Here is a 420-nt window from a genome sequence, read left to right as displayed (position 1 = left end):
GACGTGTCGGTGGTGCGTTACACCAAAAACGGCGTCACGCAGTTCTACTCGGCCAAGCGCAACCTGCTGCCGCCGAACATTCCGGCGCCGACCACCGGCGACGAGGAGGACGCCAACTGGCTCCTCGCCGAACGGCCACAGCCCAACATTTCGGGCGTGGTCAACACCATCATCTCGCAGCGGCTCAACTACCAGCCGATGCTCTATGCCACGGCCAAGGCAGCCGCCACGGCCGGCAACCTGCTGCCTGGTCAGCACTATCGCATCCTGAGCCGCACGAATGCTCAGCTCGACATGCTGGCCGAGGCGCTCGATAGCTACCACCTGGCGCCGGAAGCGTGGCTCAGCCAAGCCGATGGCACCTACTTGCGCGTGCGCTACGACCTGCCCACGGACCTCACCACCGCCATTAGCTACGGC

1 protein-coding gene is annotated in these 420 nt (G+C 65.0%); it reads left to right on the top strand.

Annotation, left to right across the window (positions count from 1 at the left end; translation table 11 throughout):
- A partial coding sequence (locus BXP70_RS30250) for a hypothetical protein (protein ID WP_179197920.1) occupies positions 1 to 420 on the top strand: 420 nt, incomplete at both ends.

This window comes from Hymenobacter crusticola (assembly GCF_002154225.1).
Lineage (GTDB): Bacteria > Bacteroidota > Bacteroidia > Cytophagales > Hymenobacteraceae > Hymenobacter > Hymenobacter crusticola.
Note: the sequence above shows the minus strand (reverse complement) of the source record. Positions and strands in the feature narration are given on the sequence as shown.